The sequence below is a fragment of the Actinomadura oligospora ATCC 43269 genome, assembly GCF_000518265.1.
In the GTDB taxonomy this organism is placed as follows: Bacteria; Actinomycetota; Actinomycetes; order Streptosporangiales; family Streptosporangiaceae; genus Spirillospora; species Spirillospora oligospora.
This window is the reverse complement of record NZ_JADG01000013.1, coordinates 283,923-304,495: the sequence shown is the minus strand read 5'-3', so window position 1 is coordinate 304,495 and position 20,573 is coordinate 283,923. Positions and strand designations below refer to the sequence as shown.

General features: G+C 70.7%; 18 protein-coding genes. 8 read left to right on the top strand and 10 right to left on the bottom strand.

From position 1 onward, the window contains the following. Position 1: 1 nt before the first annotated feature. Positions 2 to 1,084, top strand: a complete 1,083-nt coding sequence (locus P696_RS0123440; RefSeq protein ID WP_026414249.1) for a 2-oxoacid:ferredoxin oxidoreductase subunit beta — start codon at positions 2 to 4, stop codon at positions 1,082 to 1,084. Between the two features lie 544 nt (positions 1,085 to 1,628). Here P696_RS0123440 and P696_RS0123435 read toward each other — a convergent pair. After that, entirely contained in the window at positions 1,629 to 1,838 is a 210-nt protein-coding gene (locus P696_RS0123435; protein ID WP_026414248.1) for a hypothetical protein, read from the bottom strand. Positions 1,839 to 2,912: 1,074 nt separating this feature from the next. On the opposite strand from P696_RS0123435, the gene P696_RS47560 reads away from it, so the two are divergent. Continuing rightward, positions 2,913 to 3,593: a SecDF P1 head subdomain-containing protein gene (locus P696_RS47560; RefSeq protein ID WP_157429870.1), complete on the top strand. Its 681-nt coding sequence runs from the start codon at positions 2,913 to 2,915 to the stop codon at positions 3,591 to 3,593. Between the two features lie 156 nt (positions 3,594 to 3,749). On the opposite strand, the gene P696_RS0123415 is transcribed toward P696_RS47560, so the two are convergent. Together P696_RS0123415 and P696_RS59105 are read right to left on the bottom strand one after the other, a co-directional pair. Continuing rightward, positions 3,750 to 4,574, bottom strand: a complete 825-nt coding sequence (locus tag P696_RS0123415; protein WP_026414245.1) for a YceI family protein — start codon at positions 4,572 to 4,574, stop codon at positions 3,750 to 3,752. Positions 4,575 to 4,803: 229 nt separating this feature from the next. Further along, positions 4,804 to 7,398, bottom strand: coding sequence for an MFS transporter (locus P696_RS59105; RefSeq protein ID WP_084338000.1), 2,595 nt, complete (start codon positions 7,396 to 7,398; stop codon positions 4,804 to 4,806). 128 nt (positions 7,399 to 7,526) lie between these two features. On the opposite strand from P696_RS59105, the gene P696_RS47555 reads away from it, so the two are divergent. From P696_RS47555 to P696_RS0123395, 3 genes are all read left to right on the top strand, one after another. Then, entirely contained in the window at positions 7,527 to 8,348 is an 822-nt protein-coding gene (locus P696_RS47555; RefSeq protein ID WP_064744094.1) for a TetR/AcrR family transcriptional regulator, read from the top strand. A gap of 96 nt (positions 8,349 to 8,444) precedes the next feature. After that, positions 8,445 to 11,390, top strand: coding sequence for an alpha/beta fold hydrolase (locus tag P696_RS58310; RefSeq protein ID WP_051468037.1), 2,946 nt, complete (start codon positions 8,445 to 8,447; stop codon positions 11,388 to 11,390). After that, entirely contained in the window at positions 11,387 to 12,319 is a 933-nt protein-coding gene (locus P696_RS0123395; RefSeq protein ID WP_034486335.1) for an ABC transporter permease, read from the top strand. The genes P696_RS58310 and P696_RS0123395 overlap by 4 nt, the downstream gene beginning before the upstream one ends. Positions 12,320 to 12,713: 394 nt before the next feature. Here the strand turns inward: P696_RS0123395 and P696_RS0123390 are convergent, their stop codons facing one another. Further along, positions 12,714 to 13,094 carry a thioesterase family protein gene (locus tag P696_RS0123390; RefSeq protein WP_051468071.1) on the bottom strand — a complete coding sequence of 127 codons (381 nt, stop codon included), beginning with the start codon at positions 13,092 to 13,094 and terminating at the stop codon, positions 12,714 to 12,716. Between the two features lie 270 nt (positions 13,095 to 13,364). On the opposite strand from P696_RS0123390, the gene P696_RS58845 reads away from it, so the two are divergent. Next, entirely contained in the window at positions 13,365 to 13,487 is a 123-nt protein-coding gene (locus P696_RS58845; RefSeq protein ID WP_281174979.1) for a hypothetical protein, read from the top strand. Positions 13,488 to 13,666: 179 nt separating this feature from the next. On the opposite strand, the gene P696_RS0123380 is transcribed toward P696_RS58845, so the two are convergent. The 4 genes from P696_RS0123380 to msrA all read right to left on the bottom strand — a co-directional run bounded on the left by P696_RS0123380 (position 13,667) and on the right by msrA (position 16,209). Continuing rightward, positions 13,667 to 14,260, bottom strand: a complete 594-nt coding sequence (locus P696_RS0123380) for a DUF4291 domain-containing protein (RefSeq protein WP_026414241.1) — start codon at positions 14,258 to 14,260, stop codon at positions 13,667 to 13,669. 286 nt (positions 14,261 to 14,546) lie between these two features. Next, on the bottom strand, positions 14,547 to 14,888 hold the full coding sequence (locus P696_RS47545; protein ID WP_211245830.1) for a hypothetical protein: 342 nt from the start codon (positions 14,886 to 14,888) through the stop codon (positions 14,547 to 14,549). Between the two features lie 209 nt (positions 14,889 to 15,097). Next, entirely contained in the window at positions 15,098 to 15,499 is a 402-nt protein-coding gene (locus tag P696_RS0123370) for a hypothetical protein (protein ID WP_157429868.1), read from the bottom strand. Between the two features lie 53 nt (positions 15,500 to 15,552). Further along, positions 15,553 to 16,209 (bottom strand): peptide-methionine (S)-S-oxide reductase MsrA, encoded by a 657-nt coding sequence (msrA, locus tag P696_RS0123365; protein ID WP_026414239.1) that lies wholly within the window; start codon positions 16,207 to 16,209, stop codon positions 15,553 to 15,555. A gap of 138 nt (positions 16,210 to 16,347) precedes the next feature. Between msrA and rarD the strand changes: the two genes are divergently transcribed. Both rarD and P696_RS0123355 read left to right on the top strand, forming a co-directional pair. Next, positions 16,348 to 17,262: an EamA family transporter RarD gene (gene rarD / locus P696_RS0123360; protein WP_034486332.1), complete on the top strand. Its 915-nt coding sequence runs from the start codon at positions 16,348 to 16,350 to the stop codon at positions 17,260 to 17,262. A 188-nt stretch (positions 17,263 to 17,450) separates the two neighbouring features. Next, complete coding sequence (locus tag P696_RS0123355; protein WP_026414237.1) at positions 17,451 to 17,840, top strand: hypothetical protein; 390 nt, start codon at positions 17,451 to 17,453, stop codon at positions 17,838 to 17,840. A gap of 107 nt (positions 17,841 to 17,947) precedes the next feature. On the opposite strand, the gene P696_RS0123350 is transcribed toward P696_RS0123355, so the two are convergent. Both P696_RS0123350 and nuoN read right to left on the bottom strand, forming a co-directional pair. After that, on the bottom strand, positions 17,948 to 18,943 hold the full coding sequence (locus P696_RS0123350; protein WP_026414236.1) for a polyprenyl synthetase family protein: 996 nt from the start codon (positions 18,941 to 18,943) through the stop codon (positions 17,948 to 17,950). 19 nt (positions 18,944 to 18,962) lie between these two features. Then, a complete protein-coding gene (nuoN, locus tag P696_RS0123345; protein ID WP_034486329.1) occupies positions 18,963 to 20,570 on the bottom strand; it encodes an NADH-quinone oxidoreductase subunit NuoN in 1,608 nt (535 codons plus the stop codon). Positions 20,571 to 20,573: the final 3 nt, after the last annotated feature.

The window sequence follows — 20,573 nt, the reverse complement described above, 5'->3', positions numbered from 1 at the left end:
GATCAACGGCCACGGCGTCAACGGTGGCGGCGTCGACGGCGGCGGCCCCCTCGCGCTGTCGCTGGTGCCGAAGACCGACGCCAAGCAGACCATGAAGGACTTCAAGACCGACCAGGAGGTCCGCTGGTGCCCCGGCTGCGGGGACTACGCGATCCTGGCGGCCGTCCAGTCCTTCCTGCCCGAGCTCGGGCTGCGCCGGGAGAACATCACCTTCGTCTCCGGCATCGGCTGCTCGTCCCGGTTCCCGTACTACATGAACACCTACGGGTTCCACTCGATCCACGGCCGCGCCCCGGCGATCGCCACCGGCCTCGCCACCTCCCGGCCCGACCTGTCGGTGTGGGTCGTCACCGGTGACGGCGACGCGCTGTCGATCGGCGGCAACCACCTGATCCACGCGCTGCGCCGCAACGTCAACCTGAAGATCCTGCTGTTCAACAACCGGATCTACGGGCTGACCAAGGGCCAGTACTCGCCCACCTCCGAGACCGGGAAGATCACCAAGTCCACCCCGATGGGCTCGCTGGACGCCCCGTTCAACCCGCTCTCGCTGGCGATCGGCGCGGAGGGCACCTTCGTCGCCCGGACGATCGACTCCGACCGCAAGCACCTCCACTCGGTGCTGCGCGCGGCGGCCGAGCACCGCGGCACCGCCCTCGTCGAGATCTACCAGAACTGCAACATCTTCAACGACGGCGCGTTCGACCCGCTCAAGGACGCCTCGGTGCGGGACGACATCACCGTCCGCCTCGAGGACAAGCAGCCGATCGTGTTCGGCGCCGAGGGCCAGAAGGCCCTGCGCCGCACCCGGACCGGCTCGTTCGAGGTCGTGAACACCGCGGACGTCGACCCGTCCGAGATCGCCGTCCACGACGCGTCCAACCCCGACCCGTCCCAGGCGTTCGCCCTGTCCCGCCTCGACTCCCCCGCCTTCGAGCACACCCCGATCGGCATCTTCCGCAACGTGGACCGCCCGTCCTACGACGAACTGATGCGCGACCAGCTCGACGAGGCCGCCGAATCCCAGGGCAAGGGCGACCTGGCCGCCCTCCTGGCCAGCGGCGACACCTGGCGAGTCGACTGACCCACCCCCCGAAGGGCCGGGCGGCCCCACCCCCCGCCCGGCCCCTCACCCCCTCCCGGACGGGCCCCTCACAACCCCTCCTGGCCCCTTCGCCCCTCCCGGACGGCCTTCTTCGCTGCGGGCCGTGGCCCCTTCTCCATCCCTCCCGAACGGCCACTCGCCGCCTCCCCCGCCCCTGGACGCCCCCTCGGCCACCTGAAGCCCCCTTTCCTGCGGCATTCGCTCGCCAGCGGTCGCGCCGCCCGGTTCTCAGCAGGGCCTCGGCGCCAGCTAGGGCCCGGAGGTCGGGGGCCATCTGATGGCCTACGCGGCCGGGAGAACCGCGTGGCGACGTCCGCCTTCGGGACGTCGCCACGCGGCGGCTCCGTGTGCGGTTCGTTGGCGCGTGTCGGAACACGCGGCACGCGCTTTGTCCGTCGGAGCGAATTTCGCCCGCACCCAAAGCCCGGTTTTACTCACTTGTTCATGGCCGGTTTTGCCTGTGTCGCGACCTCCGCTCCCTCAAGGGATGCGTCGGCGGGCCCCTTCCTGCAAGACTTGGAGATCAACTGTCGGGGAGGTGACGATGCGGGTCGTTCCGCGCCGCAGCAAGGATCGTCAGGACACGTCCGCCGATCCCACGCCCGAGCACGCCCTCAAGGGCCGCCGCCAGGGCGACACCCCCGACACCCCCACGTCCGACGACCACCCCCAAGCCCCGGACGAGCAGCGTGACCAGGGGCGCGGAACCGAAGGCGCCCACGCGGCTGGACATTCCTCCCCCGCACCGACCTCGGCACCGAAGCAATCCTCCTCCGCCACGGCACCGAAGCTGGGCCGCCGCGAACGCAAGCGCCTCGAACGCCTCCAGGCCGCCACCGCCGCACAGCAACAAAGGCTGACCTCCGCCCAAACGGAGACCACCGAGCCTCGTCCCGCGACGCCGTCGGCAACCTCCCCCCTTGACGAGCCTGCAAGCCAGACGCGAGCAACAGGCGACTCCCCTCGTCACAGCGCGAAGAGCCGCCAAAAGGCGAAGCACGGCAAGGCACCCCGGTCCGCCAACGACGCCGAAGCGTCCACGAACCCGGCCACCTCCTCTGAGGCGGGCGCCACACCACCCGCCACGAGAACGGCCCCGGGCGCAGCGACACCCGCTTCGTCCGCTGGCGAGGCAGCAACACCCTCCAGCGCCCTGTCCTCAGACGCGCCCGCACCAACCGCACCGGCATCAACCGACTCCACAGCCACCAGCGTCCCCGCCAACCCCAGCGCGCCTGCATCGGCCGCAACGCTGCCCACCGAACCTTCGAGCCTTGGCTCATCCGAACGCCGCAAGGCGGCATCCCCTAGCGCCGCAGCGGACGACGCAGCCCAGGCCAACACGGACCAAGCCAACGCAGACCGAGACGACGCAGACCCAAGCGACACGGGCCAAGGCAACGCGAACCTAAGCGGCACGGGCCCCCGAGGCGGCGCCAACCAAAGCGACGCAGGCCGTAGTAAAGCTGGTCGCCGTAAAGCTGGTCGTCGTAAGGCGGCCAACCGAGGCAACGCTGACCGAGCCGACATGGAGAGCCGCAGCAACACCGGCCGAGGCAACGCGGCCCAAGACGACACGGGCCAAGCCGCGGGGGGCCACCGCAACGCGGACCGAGCCAACGCGGACCGAGCCAACGTCGGCCGAGCCAACGCGGCCCAAGGCGACACAGGCCGAGGCGGCACGGGCCAGGACGACGCGGGCCATGGCCGCGCGGGCCGAGGTGACGTGGGCCAGGACGACGTGGGCCACGGCCGCGCGGGCCGGGGTGGCTTGGGGCAGGGTGGGGCGGGGGTTGCCGGCCCTGGGGTGGGGGGTGCTTCGGCGATCGTTCTGGGGGCGGACGTTGACGAGGACGGGGATGTCGCGCGGCGGCGGGCGCGGGCGAAGGCGCGGCAGCGGGAGGCGGCCGAGGTCAAGCGGAGTCGTGCCGAGCTGCGCGGCGGGCATGCCAAGCAGGACGGACGGGACCAGGCGGCTCGCGAGCATCGCGCGGCTCTCGTCACGATGGTGCTGACGCTGGGCATCCTGATCGCCGCCGTCGCCGTGACGGGTGGGCTGATCGCGAACTCGATGCGAAACCGTCCCGTCGCACTGGCCTCGCCGCTGCAGATCTTCCCGGTGGCACAGACGAGCCCGGGCCAGTGTCAGGCGGGGACGCAGGGCGTGACCGGGCAGACCACCACGGGTCTGGTCTGCTACCAGCTCACCCAGGGCATGGCCATCCGCAAGGTCACCGACCTGCGCGTCCAGCGCGGACGCACCGGCGGCGCCTACGACGTCGCGGTCACGCTGCGTCCCTCCGACCGGAAGGCGTTCGCCCAGCTCACCCGCTCGACCGTCGGGCGGGACGTCGCGTTCGTCATCGGTAATCGCCTGATCACCGCGCCGCGCGTCGAGATGGCCATCACCGACGGCAAGGTCGTGATCACCGGCACGCCGGACCACGCCTCCGCCACCCGGCTGGTGCGCGACCTCAAGGGCCACTGACCCCGGACCTCCGACCGGCGTCCCGAAAACGCCCGCTTGTACCGAAAGCTCATCGAGAGCTCCTTCCCCTGTGCGCGGATCGACGACTTCGCTTCCATCGTCGCCGCAGGGGACGCGCACCCTCAAGGCAATCCACAAGCTGTGGATAACTCCGGGTCAGCTGGGGAGAGAAGTGCCCTGAGCTGCCTGGATCTCCAGTTCGATCTTGATGCTGTCGCCGACGGCCGCGATGCCCGCCTCGAGGACCTGGTTGAAGCGGATGCCGAAGTCGACGCGGCGGAGCCGGGTGGTGGCGCGAAAGGCGGCCCGGACACCGCCCCACGGGTCGGGCCCGGTGCCGAGGTAGGTGAGGTCCAGGTCGACCGGGCGGGTGTGGCCGTTGAGGGCGAGGTGGCCGTGGACGGTCCAGCGGTCGGTGCCTCGCGGGGTGAGACCGTCGCCGCGGTATTCGATGACCGGGTGGTCGGCCACGTTGAGGAAGTCGGCCGAGCGCAGGTGCTCGTCGCGCGTCCTGGTGCCGGTGTCGATGGACGCGGCGTCGATGCGGGCGATGACCTGCGAATTCTCGACCGGCTCGGCGATGTCGACGCGTCCTTCGAAGGAGGCGAATCGGCCTCGGACGCTGGACAGGCCGAGGTGCTGGGCGATCGCGGCGACGGACGAGTGCGCCGGATCGATCGTCCACGGACCGGGCGGCGGGAGTTCGACGCCGCCCGTGCGCGCGAGGACGATCGTGCCGAGGTCGGCGCGTCCGGACGCGGTGACGATCAGAGTGGACGCGGACGGCGCGTAGCCCACGGCCGTCACGATCGCCGTGTAGGTCCCCGGCGGTGGTGCGGACGCTGCGAGGTCGCCGTTCTCCTCCGCCTGCTCCCGCGCGACCTGTGCGCCCGTCATGTCGGTGACGGTCACGACGGCATGCGGAACGGCCCATCCGTCCCTGGTCCGCACCGCAGCGCGCAGCCCCTGGCTGTCATCCATGCCGAAACGCCCGCATTCCGTAATCGCCTTTCCTCGTGACTTGTGAACGTTCAAAACAAGCCCGGAGCGGCGGACTGAAAGGTGCGGACAGTCCGCCGCTCCGGGGGTTTCGCGACGCCCCTGAGCGGCTCCTCATCACGCATCGGGGCAGTCTCAGTACGCCTCAGGAGCGGCGTTCGCCCTTGAGGCAGTGGGCCCGGGGCCGCCCCGCACGAACGGCCCTGGGGGCTCACTGCTCGGGGTGGCCGAGGTGGAGGTCGTGGCCGTCCAGGCTGCCGCCGGACAGGTTGAGCCCGGTGGCGACCGGCGGATACCCGGACGCGATCACCGTGTACTGGCCGCCGGTCAGGTCGGTGAAGGCGTACTCGCCGTCCGGCCCGGTGGTGCTGAGCGCGGCGACGTTGCCCGCGGCGTCCACCAGGGTGACGCGGGCCCTGCCGACCGGGAGCCCGGCCTCGTCGCGGACGACGCCGCGCACGTGCACACCCGCCGGAAGCCGGACGTCCTGCCTGGTCAGGCCGTTCCCCGACACCTCGACCTGGAGCGCTGCGGGACGGTGCCCGGCGGCGCTGACCGCGATCGTGTAGGAACCGGCGGCGACGTCCTGGAACTGGTATTCGCCGTTCGTGCCGGTTCGTCCGGTGCCGACGACCTCGCCCCGGACGTCCGTGACGACGACGGTCGCGGCGTCGAGCGGAGTGCCGTCCGCGCCGGACACGGTCCCGGCGAGCCCGCCGTTCCCGGCCAGGACCAGGTCGAACTCCACCGGACGGTCTCCGACGACCAGGGTCGCGGCCTGCGGCTCGTGCCCGCCGGTCGCGGCGATCAGCACGTACGTGCCGGGGCCGGGGGTGTCGAGCGCGTACCCGCCGTCCGCCCCGGTGAGGGCGCGGCCGAGCTGGCGTCCGCTCACGTCGATGAGGGTCAGCGCGGCGGACTCGACGGGCGATCCATCCCCGCCGCGAACGACGCCCTTGACCGTCACACCACCACCGGCGCCCACCTCTGTGGACGACGGGACGACCTCGGCCACCGACGCGCCGCTCGCGGACGCGCCGCCCGCCGAGGCACCGTCCACAGACGAGCCATTCGAGGACGATCCGTTCACGGACGCGCCGTTCGCGCTGGTCAGGGCAGTCGCGGACGGCGTGGAAGCGCCGACGGCCGCGAGTTCCTGCCCGGTCCGTGCGTGCCGCCCGTTGGGGGACGTGGAGGCCGGGGCGTCCGCCGGAGCGGGGGCGGCGGCGGACGCGCCCGGGGCCTTGTCGGCGCTGATCGCGGACGAGCCGCGCAGCGGCAGCTCCTTCAGGAAGAGGACCACGACGAATCCGACCGCCGCGACCGGGACGCCCACCAGGAACACCGTCTGCAGCGACTGGGTGAACGCCTCCAGGACGATGCCCTTGAACGGTTCGGGCAGGTGCTGGACGGCGTCCGGCGTGCCGAGCGAGGTGCCGCCCGCCGGAGGACGGACGTGCGCGGCGGTCAGGCCCTCCGCGAGGTGGTGCGTGAGCCGGTTGTTGAGGATCGCGCCGAACGCGGCGGTGCCGATCGCGCCGCCGAGGTTCCGGAAGAAGGAGACGCCGGAAGTGGTGGCGGCGAGGTCGGTGACCGCTGCGGCGTTCTGCGCGGCCAGGATCATGATCTGCAGGGTGAGGCCGAGGCCCGCGCCGAGGACCGCGATGTCCGCGCCGATGACCAGCTTGCTGGAGTCGACGTGCAGACGCGACAGCAGGAACATCGAGCTGGCGACCAGCGCGAGGCCGACGACCGGGAACCACTTGTAGCGGCCGAGACGGGTGACGATCTGGCCGGATCCGGTCGAGGTGACGAACATGGCCGCCACCATCGGCAGGGTCATCAGGCCGGACCCCGTGGGCGACATGCCCTTGACGATCTGCAGGTACTGCGGCAGGTAGATCATCGCGCCGAACATCGCGACGCCGACGGCCAGCGAGGCGATCGAGCAGAGCACGAAGGTCGGGTTGCGGAACAGCCGCGGCGGCAGGATCGGCTCACGCGCCGCGCGCTCGGCGACCACCGCGCCGATCAGCAGGACGACCGCGACGGCCGCGAGGACGTAGGTCCACGTGGAGTTCCAGTCGAACTCCTTGCCGCCCATGGTGAGGATCAGCATGACGACGGTCGCCGCGCCGGTGATGGTGAAGGCGCCGAAGATGTCGATGCGGGTGTCCCGCTTGACCTTCGGGAGCTTCAGCACCTTCTGCATGACCGCGAGCGCGATGATCGCCAGCGGGACGCAGACGTAGAAGCACCAGCGCCAGCCGAGTCCGTCGGCGTCCACGATGAAGCCGCCGAGCATCGGCCCGGCGACGGTCGCGACGCCGAACACCGCGCCCATGTAGCCGGAGTAGCGGCCGCGCTCGCGAGGCGGGACGACGTCGCCGAGGATGACCTGCGCCAGCGCGGACACGCCGCCGACGCCGAGGCCCTGGAGCGCACGGGCCCCGATGAGCTGGCCGATGTTCTGCGACAGTCCGGCGCCGACCGACGCCAGGACGAAGATGACCAGCGCCGACTGGAACATCAGCTTGCGGCCGAGGATGTCCGACAGCTTGCCCCACAGCGGGGTCGAGGCGGTCATCGTCAGCAGCGACGCGCTCGCCACCCAGGACAGCTGGTCCTGGCCGCCGAGGTCCCCGACGATCGTCGGCAGCGCGGTGCCGACCACCGATGTCGAGATCATCGTGGTCAGCATCGCGATCATCAACCCGGAGAGGATCTCCAGGATCTGCCGGTGCGAGTACCGCGCCGGCGCCGCCGCGTGCCCGGCCGTCGCCGCACCTGGACTCCGCGGCACCATGCCGGTCTGAGCCACTCCGTCTCCTGTCCATCGATTACCTGTGTTTTGCATATATCTTATGTAGACGTCCGTTTACTTGCAACGCGGGGATACTGGAAGCGATCAGGATCACGTTGGAGCCGGGAGCGATGACCGACCTCATGAGCAACCCGCCGGGCGGCGCCCGCCACGAGCCCACCCCCACGGCTGATGCGGCCGGTGTGGCCGGCGAGGAGCACGTCACCCGGAAGCGGAACCGCGAGGCGACCGAGCGGCGGCTGCTGGACGCGGCGCGCGACCTGTTCGGGGAGCACGGCTACGACGGGGTGACCGTCCGGATGATCGCCGCCGCGGCGGGCGCGAACGTCGCGCTGGTCAACCGCTACTTCGGGTCGAAGTCCGGGCTGTTCGGACGGGTCCTGAGGGGCGAGTCGGCACTGCGCGAGGTGATCACCGGGACGCCGGACGCCGCGGACCTCCCCCGGCGGCTGGCCGAGCACGTCGCCCGGCAGACGCACCGGGCCCCGCCGAGCCCGCTCGTCCGGATGCTGGACCGCTCGGTCGGCAACCCCGAGGTCCAGGCGATCCTGCGCGAGCACATGAACGACGTGCTGGTCGAGCCGCTGGTCGCCAAGCTCACCGGCCCGGACCGGCGCGCCCGCGCGACCGTGGCCGCCCTGGTCATCATGGGCGGCGGCCCGGTCCGGCGGATGCTCGTCATCGACGACCTGCGCTCCATCGACCGCGCCGACCTCACCGAACGCCTGACCCTGATGTTCGCCGCCGCCCTCGCCGTCCACGCGGACGACCCCGGTTCCGGCAACCGCGCGGACGACCCCGGTTCGGGCAACCACGCGGACGACCCTGGTTCCGGCGACCGCGCGGACGACTCCGGTTCCGGCGGCTGCGCGGACGGTCTCGGCTCCGGCGACCGGACGGACGGCCAGGTGGCCGCGCCGGGTCCTGCCTGAGGAGGACGGCCGGGCCGCCGGTACGCCACCGGGCGCATGATCGACCTGGACCAGCGGCCGAGCGGCCGGCGCGGACGGCCGCGTAGTCTTCCGGATATGCGGCTGGGCGGGGGATTCGTACGACGCTGGGCGGCCATCGGAGGCCGGGGACGGCGCTGGACGGCCGCCGGAGGCGCCGTGGCCCTGGCCGCCGCGGGCGGCCTGGCCTACGGGGTCGCCGCGTCGGACGGGCGCGCGGTCGCCTCGTCCGAGCAGTGGATCTCCGTGGTGGACGGGCCGCGCGACGACCAGCAGGTCCGGCTGGACACGGCGTTCTACCGTCCGGCCGGGAGCGGACGCTCCCCGGCGATCCTGCTCGGGCACGGGTTCGGCGGCACCAAGGACGACATGCGCGCCGAGGCGCGGCGGCTGGCCCGCGACGGCTACGCGGTGCTGACCTGGTCGGCGCGCGGTTTCGGCCGCTCGACCGGGCAGATCGCGCTGAACTCCCCCGACTACGAGGTCAAGGACGTCCGGCAGCTGGTCGACTGGCTGGCGCGCCGTCCCGAGGTCCGGCTGGACGGCCCGGGCGACCCGCGCGTGGGCATGACCGGCGAGTCCTACGGCGGCGCGATCGCGCTGATGACCGCGGGCTTCGACCGCCGCGTGGACGCCATCGCCCCGCGCATCACCTGGTACAGCCTGCCCGACGTCTTCTTCCCCAACGCGACCGGCCGGGGCCCGGGCGCCGGCGTCTTCAAGAAGCTGTGGGCCGGGCTCTTCTTCACCAGCGGCGCGGACGGTTCCGCCTGCGGCCGCTTCCTGCCCGCGCTGTGCACGATGTACCAGCAGGTCGCCGAGTCCGGACGTCCGACGCCGGAGGCGTTGAGCCTTCTGGCCAGGTCCAGTCCGATGGTTGTGGCCACCCGAATCCGGGTCCCCTCGCTGCTCATCCAGGGACAATCCGACTCATTGTTCCCCTTGGACCAGGCGGATGCGAACGCGCGCGCGATCGCCCACAACGATTCGCCCGTCCGAACCGTTTGGTATCAGGGGGGACATGATGGCGGCGATCCCGAGACGAGCCGACTGGAGGGCTATGTACGCACCTGGTTCGACACCTACCTGAAGAGCAACACGCCAACGGCCACCGCGAAAGGCCCGAAGCCACCTCCCACCCAAGGCGGCGGCGCGACGGGCGACGGATTCACTGTGACGCGTGCGGGCGGTATCGACTCGTCCAGCCAGCGTGTGGTCGTGCGCGCCGCGTCCACCGGGACGTATCCGGGGCTGTCGGCGAACCCGCGGACGCTGCCGTTGAGGGGAGCGGCACAGACCGTCCAGAACCCGGCGGGCGGCACCCCGGCGTCGATCTCCGCGCTGCCCGGCCTCGGCGGCCTGGACGCGCTGGGCTCGCTCGGCGGCCAGGTCATGGGCGGCGGCAGCGGTGACGACGGCGCCGGTGGCGGCAACGACGGTGGCCGTGGCGGCACGGGCAGCAGGGGCGGTTCCGGCGGTGGGGGCGGCTTCACGCTGGACGTCCCAGGCCAGTCGGCCGTGTTCGACACGCCTGCGCTCACCGGGGCGGTCCAGCTCACGGGGGCCGCGTCCCTGCGCCTCAAGGTCACGAACGTCCCGTCGGACGGCGCGTCGCTGTTCGCCAAGCTCTACGACGTCGCACCGGGCGGGGGCGCCACCCCGGCCCGGCGGCTCGCCGCGCCCTTCCACGTGTCCTCATCGGACGACGTGACCGTCACGCTGCCCGCACTCGACTACCGCTTCGAGGCGGGCCACCGGATCCGTGTCGTCGTCTCGACGACCGACATGGGCTTCGCGACGCCACCCAAGCCCGCGTCGTACACGGTCGCGGCCACGTCGGGCATCACCGTCCCGTCCGTCCCGTCGCTGCGCACCCCGGCCGCCCCGCTCCCCGCCTGGGTCTGGGCCCTTCCTGTGGCCGCCGCCGCGATCGCCGCCGGAATCCTCCTCACCGGCCGCCGAAAGCCGATCCTCCCGGCCCCCGCCACAGGCTCCGAGCCGCGCACAGCCAAACCCGCCAAGGCGCAGGCCAAAGCAACCGCCACGATCACGGCTCCACAGCCCGACGAAACCACCAAACCCACCAAGACCCCCAGCGCCACAAGCACAGGCAATGGCTCGCACCCGAACGAGGGCAACCCAGCCCCCGATGCACAGGCGGACGGCAACAGCCCGGCCCGTCGTGGCGCCCAAACCGACAAGGTCGGTGCGGGCAGCGGCGCGTCGGCAGGCGCCAACGGTTCGAAGGCGCTCACGGACGGTCCGGAGCGTCGACCGGCCAAGGCCGCCTTCGATCCCGGCCTGGCCGACGTGCCGTTGGAGATCAGTGGGCTGACCAAGGCCTACTCGAACGGCTACCGCGCCGTGTCGGAGTTGTCGTTCCGGGTCGAGCGCGGGCAGGTGCTCGGGCTGCTGGGTCCGAACGGCGCGGGGAAGACGACGACGCTGCGCATGCTGATGGGGCTGATCCATCCGGACGAGGGCGAGATCCGGATCTTCGGGCACCGGGTGACTCCGGGCGCGCCGGTGCTGTCGCGGCTCGGGTCGTTCGTCGAGGGCCCGGGGTTCCTGCCGCACCTGTCCGGGCGCGACAACCTCGACCTGTACTGGCGGGCGACGGGCCGTCCGGCCGGATCCGCGCACCTCGAGGAGGCCCTGGAGATCGCGGACCTCGGCGCCGCGCTCGACCGGGCCGTCCGCACCTACTCGCAGGGCATGCGGCAGCGCCTCGCCATCGCGCAGGCCATGCTCGGGCTGCCCGACCTGCTCGTCCTGGACGAGCCGACCAACGGCCTGGACCCGCCGCAGATCCGCGAGATGCGCGAGGTGCTGGTGCGGTACGCCGCGTCCGGCCGGACCGTGATCGTGTCCAGCCACCTGCTCGCCGAGGTCGAGCAGAGCTGCACGCACGCGGTGGTCATGGCCGGCGGACGGCGCGTCGCGGCGGGCCCGGTCAGCGAGATCACCGGCACCGGACGCCGCCTGGAGGACGCGTTCCTGGAGATCATCGGAGAGGGATCATGACCGGAACCGCGCCTCTCAACGGCAGCGCCCCCCCGTCCGGAACCGTCGTCCCGGGCCCGTCCGAAACCCCGGGCACCCCGCACGCGGCGGACGGTTCGTCCACCGGGTACGCGGTCGGGCGGACGCTGCCGCTGCGCGTGGAGGCGATACGACAGTTCCGGCGACGCCGGACATTGCTGGCGTTCGCGATCCTGCTGATCCTCCCCTGGGTGCTGGTCGCCGCGTTCGAGATCGGCGGCGACTCGTCCCGGCAGGGCGCGCCCGCACTGGTGGACGTCGCGACCTCCGGCGCGCTGAACTTCGCCCTCTTCGCCCTGTTCGTGTCGGCGGGCTTCCTGCTCGTCGTCGCGGTGGCCCTGTTCTGCGGCGACACCGTCGCGAGCGAGGCGAGCTGGTCGTCCCTGCGCTACCTGCTCGCCGCGCCCGTCCCGCGCGCCCGGCTGCTCCGCCAGAAGCTGATCGTCGGGCTCGCGTACGCGACCGTCGCGGTCGTCAGCCTGCCGCTGATGTCGCTGGTCGCGGGAACCGTCGCGTTCGGCTGGCACGACGTGCGGCTGCCGACCGGCGGCACCGTCCCGGTCGGCACCGCGCTCGGCCGGATGGGGATCGTCATCGCCTATGCCCTGGTCAGCGAGCTGGTGGTGGCGGCGCTGGCGTTCCTGCTGTCGGTCCTGACCGACTCGCCGCTCGGCGCGGTCGGCGGCGCGGTCGGCCTGGTGATCGTCAGCAACATCCTGGACGCGGTGACCGCGCTCGGCGGCTGGCGCGACTTCCTGCCCACCCACTGGATGTACGCGTGGACGGACGCGCTCCAGCCGCAGATCCAGTGGACCGGCATGATCAAGGGCGCCACGATCTCGGTCGCCTACGCCCTCGTCCTGCTGGCGCTGGCGTTCCGCCGCTTCCGCAACCGCGACATCGTCTCCTGACACCCCCGAAACGATCTCCGATCCCCTCACTCCGGGCGACCCACCCGCCACGCGGAGCATGACCGGCTTCCGGAAAATCGGTCGAACGGGCAGAAGGACGTCGCATAAGCTCGTCGAACCTGACGCTCGGCGGCCACGTCGAACGAGGTGAGCGCGACATCGGCTCGATCGAACGGGTTAAACCCGGCCCGACGGGGGAGATGATCACCATGGCACGGCAGCAGCTCGTCAAACGCCCGCGACCCCCACGTCAACCGAGCCCGCTCGACCTCAGGACGCCCTCGGGCCGCCTCCTGCCGTACTGACATCACCCTTCCGCCGCCGGCGGAACCACCGGGCCGAGCGCCGGATCCCCTTCTCCTGAAGGGCTCGGCGCTCCGCCACCCTTTGTTCGCTATGCGCGAACACGCGCGAGAAACCGCTCCCGGTCCACCACAACGCGCTGCACTCGCCCGGTGGCCAGCACCGTCCCGTCCTCCCCCACGGCCCGGACGTCGAACACCACGCGCCGCCCGTCCCGCTCGATCAGCTCGGCGATGATCGCCACGCGCGCTCCCACCGGACTCGCCACCAGGTGATCGACCTCCACCCGCGTCCCGACCGACGTCTCCGCCACATCAAGCCGTCCTTCGAGCGCCCGAACCGTGGCCGCCTCGAACAGCGCCACCACCCTGGGCGTCGCCAGGACCGGAACGTCCCCGGACCCCACGGCGATGGCCGTGTCCCCCAGCGCCACCTCCAGGCGCATTTCAACCCGCAGATCTGCATCCGTCATGGTCACAATGTGCCCGAACCCTGGGCTCGGCCACCCCGATCATCGCCACTTTGCGCGCCCGTGGGATTACCCGCCCCACCTTCGCCGCATCTTCCCCATGAAGGAAGCGAGGCGCCCATGGTCCGCCGCCGAACCGGCAGGAAAGCGGCTCTCACCTGGCCAATCCTCGCCGGAACCGCAACCGCCGCCGCAGTGGCCACATTCCTGGTCTCACGCCGCAAAAAGCGCTCACGCAAACCCGTCCCTGCCCACCCGACCGAAGGAACACCCATGCCCCGCACCCGAACCGCCAGAAAGGCCGGCTTCAACTGGCCACTGCTCCTGGGCGTCCTCACCACCCTGTTCCTACTCTGGCTCTGGTGGTGGTCCGCCACCCAAGGCGGCCCCGGCTAACCCCAACAGCCGAAACGGGCGATCACCCTAGAGCTCTCCGGGACCCGGAATACCAACCAGGTAAGCAAGGCAATCTCGTCAAGCGCACGGTCAGCCCTCCGCCGAACCTCCGCCCATCAAGCCCACAAAGCCCGCTCCGCTGCCTCCTCGACCCCAATCCCGGGCAACCGGCAGGCCGTTCATCCTCCGATGTGTGCCAGGAGGTCGTCCCCGGAGGGGTACGGACGCTCCTTCGGCAGTAGTCGAGTCGCGGAATCCTGATCACGCCCCTGAACGAGCGCGTGGATCTCATGGACAAGCGGTGTCACGTCGTCGATGGAGACGATCCACTCGTCCGCGTAACGTCGTGCGGCCTCACCGGAGAGCCCGAGTTGCAGGGAGCGGTGAGGCAGGGGCCGCAGGTGCAGGTCACGCTCGGGATCCCACTGGACGCGCGCCGGTGCGCGCTTGACCTGCCGCTGCCAAGCATCGCGATCCGGGTGCGGTCCGGGCACGTAATGCGACAGACACGAGTGCTGCAGCGCCCACTCGAACCCCCCGCGAGTGATCTCGACCGCGAGGACGGTCTCCTGCCCAGCCTTCGTACCCCAGCCACAGCGGTACATCATCCACAGGAAGGACGGCTTGATCCACGTCATCCGATCCCGCTTCCAAGCCGAAGGAAACCGGCCCTCGCGCGCTGCAGGCACCCCGATCTCAGGACCGTACGCCTGATAGACGGTGATCGTGGACGCCGTGTAAAGAGCACGAACCCTGTGCTGTGGTTCTCCCATGCCGTCGATAGTGAGGCCGACCGATTCCCTTCGGCCAGTCATTATCAACCCCAGCAGCCACCCTCCCCGAGCAAGCTCCCGCCCACCTGCCGGAACCTGCCTCTACGCCCCCGCCAAGCGTGCTCCCGCACCATGCCTTACTCCTCCGGGGGGGGGGGGGGGCGACGCCTACGGGGCAGGTGAGCCGGTGCCTCCTGTCCTCCCTGCCAAGTGCCCCGTCCCGGCGAACGCAGGGACGCCAGTAAAGGTCGCAACGCCGGGCACATGGCCCCGGAGGCTGAGCTGCTCACGAGTCGGTCGACGCGGTCTCGCCCTGGCGTTCGTCTCCCGTGTCGAAGAACCGCGTGAGGTAGGCGTCCGGCTCGAAGGCACTCTCACGTATAAGCGAGAAGACTTCGGCCCCATCGCCTGGCGGCTCATCCCCGATGAGATACGCCTGCGCCAGTCCTAGATACTCTCCGCCAAGCAGGGCGGCACGCTCACACGCCTCAGACTCCGCCTTCGCGATCGCGTCATCGAAGGAAGCCGCCCGCCAAACGGTGATGCTCTCCTCGTAAGGCCGCCCCACCTCCTGCGACCAGCGGAACAAGCAACGCACTCCGTACCAACCGGCCTTGTCCACAGGCACTCGGCTCCCTTTGCATTGCCCGGCGGGGCATGTCCACGGGCACGACAGGCCAATCCCCTCAGGCCCTCAGTGCCAAGTGACGATACTCGGTGAGCCTCAGAGGATCACCAGGCTGGGAAGTGACCGGGGTCAAACGAGCCCGGCGCCCCCTCGACCGAGGCCGAGTAGAAGCCGACCCTTGGGAGCCTCGCGCAGGCCAGGAACGTCATTCACCATCCGGGCGGCAACTCGGTGGGGCATCGCGTCCACCACCAGCGGACTTCGCTGCCCTCAGCCAGAGGAAGCCAGTACTTCGACAACTCTGCCCCGTTGTCTTCGCGGGTGACGGCTCGGAAACGTGTGTCGAGTCGCTCCACGCAACGACCGACCTTGGTACGCAGGGACGACGGCATGTCGCTGAGGAAGCTCTCAATGCGATCTCGAACACCAAGATCAAGCAGGTACTCGTCCACCATGTAGTAGTCCTGGCGAGGCCATCCGTCCTCCATCCGGGAGATCAGGATCTCCCAGCAGCGCAGGCAGGCGAGGACGCCGTAGGTCGGCTCACTGTCCTTGAAGCCCCGCCCGGCGTTCTCCCGCGCCAGGACTTGCAGATCAAGGAGTGCGATCACCTCCCTGTCCTCTACCACGAGCGCGCGAACCAGGCGGCCCGTCTCGTTTGCGCTCACTCGGCGGGGGCGACGCCTACGGGGCAGGTGAGGCCGGTGCCGCCTAGGCCGCAGTAGCCGTTGGGGTTCTTGGTGTCGGAGAGGTACTGCTGGTGGTAGGGCTCGGCGAAGTAGAAGGGTGGGGCCTTCGTCAGCTCGGTGGTGATCTCGGGGTAGCCGGCGGCGGTGAGGGTCTGCTGGTAGGCGGCCCTGGAGGCTTCGGCCTGGGCCTGCTGGGCCTCGGAGTGGGTGAAGATCGCCGAGCGGTACTGGGTGCCGACGTCGTTGCCCTGGCGCATGCCCTGGGTGGGGTCGTGGGACTCCCAGAAGACCTTGAGGAGGGTCTCGTAGGAGACCCTGGCGGGGTCGTAGACGACGCGGACGGCCTCGGTGTGGCCGGTCTGGCCGGAGCAGACCTCTTCGTAGGTGGGGTTGGGGGTGTGGCCGCCCTGGTAGCCCGCGGCGGTGGTGATCACGCCGTCGGTCTGCCAGAACTTGCGCTCGGCGCCCCAGAAGCAGCCGAGCGCGAAGTCCGCGATCTCGGCGTGGTCGGGGTACGGCGGGGTGAGGGGGGTGCCCAGGACCTCGTGGCGGGACGGGACGGGCATCGGCTCGTCCCGGCCGGGCAGGGCCTTCTCAGGGGCGACCATCTGGGTCTTCGCGAAGCCGAACATGTCTCTCAGACTACGTCCGCGACGCCCGGATCGTCCGCCGTGAAGGGGGCCGTCGTCCGTTCCGTGGCAGTCATCAGCGTCACATGGATTGACTGCTTACGTCCTGATAACGTGCCTTTTGTGGTCAACCGTCGCGGAATGGTGTTCGGTGTCGCTGCGTACGTTCTCTGGGGACTGTTCCCGCTCTACTGGCCTCTGCTGAAGCCCGCCAACGCGGTGGAGATCGTTTCGCACCGCATCATGTGGTCGCTCGTCGCGATCGTGGTGATCCTCGCCTTCGGGCGCAACTGGTCCTGGATCCGGACGCTGGACCGCAGGAAACTCTGGATGCTGGCGCTCGCGTCGGTGCTCATCTCGGTCAACTGGTGCGTCTACATCTACGCGGTGAACACCGGGAAGACGATCGAGGGGTCCCTCGGCTACTTCATCAACCCGCTGATCAGCATCCTGTTCGGGGTGCTCATCTTCCGGGAGCGGCTGCGCCGGTGGCAGTGGGCCGCGGTCGGCCTCGGGACGGCGGCGGTCGCGGTCCTCTCGGTGGACTACGGACGGCTCCCCTACATCGCCCTGGTCCTCGCCTGCTCGTTCGGCGTCTACGGGCTGCTGAAGAAGTTCGCCTCCATGCCGTCCGCGGAGGGGCTGGCGGTGGAGACGACCGTCATGTTCGTCCCGGCGGCGGCGGTGTCGATCGTGATGCAGGCGAACGGAACGGCGGCGTTCGGCCACCACGGCGCCGGGAACATGGCGCTGCTCGCCGCGGCGGGCGTCGTGACCGCGGTCCCGCTGCTGCTGTTCAACGCCTCGGCGGTTCGGGTGCCGATGAGCACGCTGGGGCTGCTCCAGTACCTCGCGCCCATCCTGCAGTTCCTCATCGGCCTGCTCGTGCAGCACGAGGAGATGCCCGCGAGCCGCTGGGCCGGGTTCCTCCTCGTCTGGGCCGCGCTGATCGTCCTCACGGTGGACGGTCTGCTCACCGGACGCCGCACCCGCCGCCTCGCCCGCCAGACGCCGGCGCCCGCGCTGGCCGACCCGATCGCCGAGCCCGCCACCTGACGCCACCCGGCGCTGACCTCGGACGATGCGGACGTCCTCCGGCAGACAGGGAAAACCCTGAAAGTTTCCTGAGGAATCCGACAACCATCGGCGGTTTAAACCTGTCTATAGAGTGAGATGCCCGCACCCGCTAGAGTGCGGGAGATCACACTCCCAGACATCCACTCGAACCCCCCGAGGAGCCCCGGTTGCGTCTGCTCAGCACGGCCGTCGTCGGAGCGGCCATCGTCGGAGCCGGCCTGCTCGCCCCCGCCACCGACGAGGCCACCGCGGCGTCCCGCGACGTCAGCTTCAGCCCCTCCGTCGCCCAGCCCGGGCAGCACGTCCAGATCGACGTCCTGAAGTGCTCGGTCGGCAAGAAGCGTCACTGGGTGCACTCGAAGGCGTTCACCAAGGACGTCCCCGTCTTCGGCAAGGGCGCGAACGGCGAGGCCAAGGTCGTCGTGAAGCACGGCGTGAAGTCCGGCAGCTACAAGGTGACGGTCCACTGCGGGAGCCGCACCCTGGTCACCAAACTCCGCGTCTCGAACAAGCCGTGGCCCTCGGTCATCCCCTCGGCGCTGCCGGGCGTCCGCTGAACCCACGCCCGCGCCCCCGCTCGAGCTCGAGTTCCGCGCGTGAACCGAGCCCCCGAGCATGAGAAAAGGCCCTCCTCGGAGGGCCTTTCCTGTTCTGAGCGTGAGCGTCAGCCGGTGCGGGAGACGACGTAGTCGCAGAGGCCGATGAAGGCGTCCCGCGCCGGGATGTCCGGGAGCGTGAGCAGGTCGGCGCGCGCGTCCTCGGCCCAGGAGCGCATGTCGGCGCGCGCACGCTCCATCGCCGGGTGGGCGCGGAGCAGCGCGAGCGCCTCGGCGTGCAGGGCGTCGTCGGTGAGGTCGGCGACCAGCAGCTCGCGGAGCCGCTCGTCGTCCGGGCCGGAGCCGACGCCTTCAAGGACCAGGTGCATCGGTAGCGTGCGGATGCCCTCGCGCAGGTCGGTGCCCGGCGTCTTGCCCGACTCCTCGGTCTCGGACGCGATGTCGAGGATGTCGTCGGAGAGCTGGAAGGCGATGCCGATCTTCTCGCACGCGGACGTGATGGTGTCCACGACCGCGGGCGAGGCGCCGGCGAGCAGCGCGCCGAACTGGCCGGAGACCGCGATCAGCGAGCCGGTCTTGTCGGCCATGACCGACAGGTAGTGCTTGAGCGGGTCCACGCCCTCGGCGGGGCCCACGGTCTCCTGGATCTGGCCGCGGACGAGCCGGGCGAACGCGCGCGCCTGGATGCGGACGGCCTCGGGACCGAGGTCGGCCAGCAGGTCCGAGGCCCGCGCGAACAGGTAGTCGCCGGTGAGGATCGCGACGGTGTTGTTCCACCGCGAGTTCGCCGACTCCTGCCCGCGACGGACGGTCGCCTCGTCCATCACGTCGTCGTGGTAGAGCGTCGCCAGGTGGGTCAGCTCGACGACGACGGCCGCCGGGACCACGCCCGGCGCGTCCGGGGAGCCGAAGTGGGAGGCGAGCAGCACCAGCATCGGCCGGAACCGCTTGCCCCCCGCGTCGACGAGGTGCTTGGAGGCCTCGGAGAGCAACGGATCCTCGCCCCGCACGGAGGAGAGCAGCATCTCCTCCACCGCGGCGAGCCGCTCCCGCACATCTGAGGTCAGCCCTTCGGGCAGACCGAACGGAACGGCGCTACTCACCCAAACCCCCTACGGAGCACTACCGGACGAACATCTGTGTCGCGGCGTGTCCCGCCAGATCCAGCATGGGCTGGGGCAGGACGCCGAGTACCACAGTAGCCGCCACGCCGAGCGTCACGGCAGCCGCGGTCATCGGGCCCGCGACCACGGTCGGACCGTCCGCCTCGGGCTCGCTGAAGAACATCACCACGATGACCCGGACGTAGAAGAACGCGGCGACCGCCGACGACAGGACGCCGACGACCACCAGCGGGGTCGCGTGTCCCTCGACCGCCGCCTTGAACACCGCGAACTTCCCCGTGAAGCCGGACGTCAACGGAATTCCGGCGAAGGCTAGCAGGAAGAAGGAGAAAACGCCCGCCACCACCGGAGACCTCCGGCCCAGGCCGGCCCACCGGGACAGGTGCGCCGCCTCCCCGCCGCCGTCCCGCACCATCGTGATCACCGCGAACGCGCCGATCGTGGTGAAGCCGTAGGCGACCAGGTAGAACAGCGCGCCCGCAAGGCCGTCCCGCGTCACCGCGATGATCCCGGTGAGCAGGAATCCGGCGTGCGCGATGGACGAGTAGGCCAGCAGACGCTTCAGGTCGGTCTGGGTGATCGCGATGATCGCGCCGGCGATCATCGTGAGAATCGCCACACCCCACGTGAACGGCCGCCAGTCCCACCGGAGCGTCTCGAACCCGACATAGTAGACGCGCATCAGCGCGCCGAACGCCGAGACGAGCGTGCAGGACGCCATCAGCGCGGTGATCGGGGTCGGGGCGCCCTGGTAGACGTCCGGCTTCCACATGTGGAACGGCACCGCGCCGATCTTGAACAGCAGGCCGACCGACAGGAGCGCCACGCCCGCGAGCATCAGCGTCTCGCTGCCCGCGTCCCTGCCGAGCTGCGCGGAGATGACCGCCAGCCGGACCGAGCCGGCGTAGCCGTACAGCAGCGCCGTCCCGTACAGGAAGAACGCCGAGGAGAACGCGCCGAGCAGGAAGTACTTGACCGCGGCCTCCTGCGACAGCAGGCGGCGGCGCCGGGCCAGGCCGCACAGCAGGTACAGCGGCAGCGACATGATCTCCAGCGCGGCGAACATCGTCAGCAGGTCGTTCGAGGCGGGGAACATCAGCATGCCCCCGACCGCGAACATCATCAGCGGGAACACCTCGGTCTGGGTGAACCCGGACGCCATCGTCTCCTGCTCGGCCTCGGTGCCCGGCAGCGCCGCCGCCTGCGCGGCGAAGCTGCTGTGCCGCCGCTCGGCGATGAGCAGCAGCGACAGGCAGGCGAGCACGAGGATGGTGCCCTGGATCAGCAGGGTCGGGCCGTCCACGCCGATGGCGCCCATCGCCGCGGCGTGGAACGCCTTCTCGTCCGGGTCCAGGAACCCGATGCCGGTCCAGGCGAGCCCACCGGCCAGGTAGACCGTCCAGAGGAACGCGATGACCAGGCCGGCCGCGGCGAGCGGGGCCTGCACCCGGTAGCGGTGGCTCCGGCCGACGAACGCCTCGACGAGCACCCCGACGATCGCCGCGCCGAAGACGAGCAGCATCGGAGCGACCAGGTGGTACTCGACGATCGGCGCGGGGAACTTCTCCACGCCGGACGGGGCTGCCGCGAGTCCCGCGGCGACCATTGA

Bases quoted from the DNA above. Each gene is read 5' to 3' on its own strand.
- P696_RS58310 (WP_051468037.1), top strand. From the start codon at position 8,445: ATGCGGCTGGGCGGGGGATTCGTACGACGCTGGGCGGCCATCGGAGGC.
- nuoN (WP_034486329.1), bottom strand. From the start codon at position 20,570: ATGGTCGCCGCGGGACTCGCGGCAGCCCCGTCCGGCGTGGAGAAGTTC.
- P696_RS0123380 (WP_026414241.1), bottom strand. From the start codon at position 14,260: ATGGGAGAACCACAGCACAGGGTTCGTGCTCTTTACACGGCGTCCACG.
- P696_RS0123390 (WP_051468071.1), bottom strand. From the start codon at position 13,094: ATGACGGATGCAGATCTGCGGGTTGAAATGCGCCTGGAGGTGGCGCTG.
- P696_RS0123435 (WP_026414248.1), bottom strand. From the start codon at position 1,838: ATGTCCAGCCGCGTGGGCGCCTTCGGTTCCGCGCCCCTGGTCACGCTG.
- P696_RS0123415 (WP_026414245.1), bottom strand. From the start codon at position 4,574: ATGGATGACAGCCAGGGGCTGCGCGCTGCGGTGCGGACCAGGGACGGA.
- rarD (WP_034486332.1), top strand. From the start codon at position 16,348: ATGGTGTTCGGTGTCGCTGCGTACGTTCTCTGGGGACTGTTCCCGCTC.
- P696_RS47555 (WP_064744094.1), top strand. From the start codon at position 7,527: ATGACCGACCTCATGAGCAACCCGCCGGGCGGCGCCCGCCACGAGCCC.
- P696_RS58845 (WP_281174979.1), top strand. From the start codon at position 13,365: ATGCCCCGCACCCGAACCGCCAGAAAGGCCGGCTTCAACTGGCCACTG.
- P696_RS59105 (WP_084338000.1), bottom strand. From the start codon at position 7,398: ATGGTGCCGCGGAGTCCAGGTGCGGCGACGGCCGGGCACGCGGCGGCG.
- P696_RS0123395 (WP_034486335.1), top strand. From the start codon at position 11,387: ATGACCGGAACCGCGCCTCTCAACGGCAGCGCCCCCCCGTCCGGAACC.
- msrA (WP_026414239.1), bottom strand. From the start codon at position 16,209: ATGTTCGGCTTCGCGAAGACCCAGATGGTCGCCCCTGAGAAGGCCCTG.